Origin of the sequence: Faecousia intestinalis (assembly GCF_040096185.1) — a bacterium.
Taxonomy (GTDB): Bacteria; Bacillota; Clostridia; order Oscillospirales; family Oscillospiraceae; genus JAZOXB01.
Window position 1 is genome coordinate 1 of sequence record NZ_JBBMFF010000022.1, and the last position, 1911, is coordinate 1911.

3 protein-coding genes are annotated in these 1911 nt (G+C 61.9%); all 3 read right to left on the reverse strand.

Features of this window, described 5'->3' with window-relative positions; all coding sequences use genetic code 11:
• Positions 1-152 precede the first annotated feature (152 nt).
• The 3 genes from WMO66_RS00165 to yedE are packed head-to-tail and all read right to left on the reverse strand — an operon-like array spanning position 153 to position 1703.
• Complete coding sequence (locus WMO66_RS00165) at positions 153-395, reverse strand: putative Se/S carrier protein (protein ID WP_349134386.1); 243 nt, start codon at positions 393-395, stop codon at positions 153-155.
• Positions 392-595, reverse strand: coding sequence for a sulfurtransferase TusA family protein (locus WMO66_RS00170; protein WP_349134387.1), 204 nt, complete (start codon positions 593-595; stop codon positions 392-394). Before WMO66_RS00170 ends, WMO66_RS00165 begins: the two co-directional genes overlap by 4 nt.
• Before the next feature lies 1 nt (position 596).
• Positions 597-1703 (reverse strand): YedE family putative selenium transporter, encoded by a 1107-nt coding sequence (yedE, locus tag WMO66_RS00175; protein ID WP_349134388.1) that lies wholly within the window; start codon positions 1701-1703, stop codon positions 597-599.
• Positions 1704-1911: the final 208 nt, after the last annotated feature.

Here is a 1911-nt window from a genome sequence, read left to right on the forward strand (position 1 = left end):
CGGCCGTTGGCCTCCTCGCAATGACAATTTGGGGGCGTTTACCATTTTAACGATAGCCTGTACGCTCCGGCAGTACCGCGCCGGGCACGGCTGTCCGCTCCCCTACATAAAAGGACTCCCGGAGCTGTTCGGCTCCGGGAGTGTTTTTATCGTTATCGATTTTCACACAGCAGACGCGGGGTGGTGTTATCCGCCGTCTCATACACGGCCTCATAATCCGTGTCCATGCATGAGAGCATGGGGGAATCGGCCGTATAGCGCACGCAGGTGCCGCAGGCGGCGCTCAGCCGCCGGGGAACAGGCATCATCTGCGCAGCCACGCCCGCCGCGGTCAGCGCCCGGCAGGTCAGCAGGGCGGACAGGTGCGTGTGGAACGTCGCGATGTACGCGGTCATTTCTTCAGCGTCAGGCGGGTGTCGGGACCCTCCGGCACGGAGGTGACGGTGTAGCCCTGACGGTTGGCATAGCGCATGACGTTCTCCACGGCGCAGGCGTCGTCCAGCAGGACCTCGATCTCGGCGGGATGGCCGTCCTTCACGGCCTTCTGGACCATCACGACGGGCATGGGGCAGAGCAGACCTCTTGCATCGACCATGTTATTTCGCCTCCTGTTTTTTCACGAATTTCGGAAGGTTGAGCACGGAAACTGCCAGGCAGACCACGATGCCGGAGACAACGGCGATCTTGCCGGTGTTTGGCAGGCCGCCGCGGACGAACTCACCGGCGGCGTTCGTGGAGTCGGCCGTACCGGCCAGACCGAAGTTGTGGGCAGCCGCCGCACCGGCGAGCATGCCGAACACGGTGACGGTGGAGTCGCCGTTGCCGCTGCCGGCCAGAATGAGCTGACGCAGCGGGCAGCCGCCGAGCAGCACGGAGCCCCAGCCGACGAGCGTCATGCCGAGGAAGTTCCACACATGGCTGCTGTGGGCGATGGGCTGGAGCTGGAAGCCCCAATGGAACTGCTTCGTCACCAGATTGCCGATGAGCGCAACGAGGAAGATAGCTACAAAGCCGGACAGCAGCTTAAAATCGCCGAACATGACGGCGTCACGGATGCCGCCTGCCATGCACAGACGGGAGCGCTGCGCCAGCGCGCCGATGACCATGGACAGGGCCAGAGCCAGCCAGACAGGCGCGTGCTTCGAGCCGGGGCCTGCCTCGCTGAGCTTGAAGATGACGGGGACCGTCAGGAACAGCAGCAGGATGACCGTCATGCTGACGGGGAGGACGACGCCCTCGAGCGGGACGGAGTCATAGGAGCGCTTGAGTGAGAAGCCCCTCTTCAGGAACAGCGTACCGGCAAAGATACCGGCGCCGAAGCCGACCAGACCGACCAGCGCGTTGGCATCGCCGCCGGCCAGACGGAGCACCATGCGCAGCGGGCAGCCGAGGAAGGCCAGCGCGCCGATCATGACGAACGCGCCGAGGACAAAGCGGAGCGCGGGCGCGGAGCCGGACTTTGCGCGGAACTCCTTCGTGCAGACGGACATGACGAACGCGCCGAGCACGAGGCCGATGATCTCCGGGCGGATATACTGCACCTTACCGGCGCTGTGGAGGCCGAGCGAGCCTGCGATATCGCGCAGGAAGCACGCGATGCAGAAGCCCATGTTGGCCGGGTTTCCGAAATGCGTCAGCAGGACAGCGGACAGACCGACGATCGCGCCGGTCACAATGACCCACCAACTGATCTTTTTCTTCATTGTGGTACCCCTCTCGTTATTTTTTTAGAAGAATAACACTATTATACGGGGAAAAACCGGAAAAATCCAATCGTTATTTTGAGTGAAACGAGGATATCATCGATAAAAACGATGATAGTGTGATAAAAATAATGCAGGGGAGCGGACAGGCTGGCGTTAAAATGGTAATTGCCCCCGATGTGTCATTGCGAGGCCCCGAAGGGGCCGT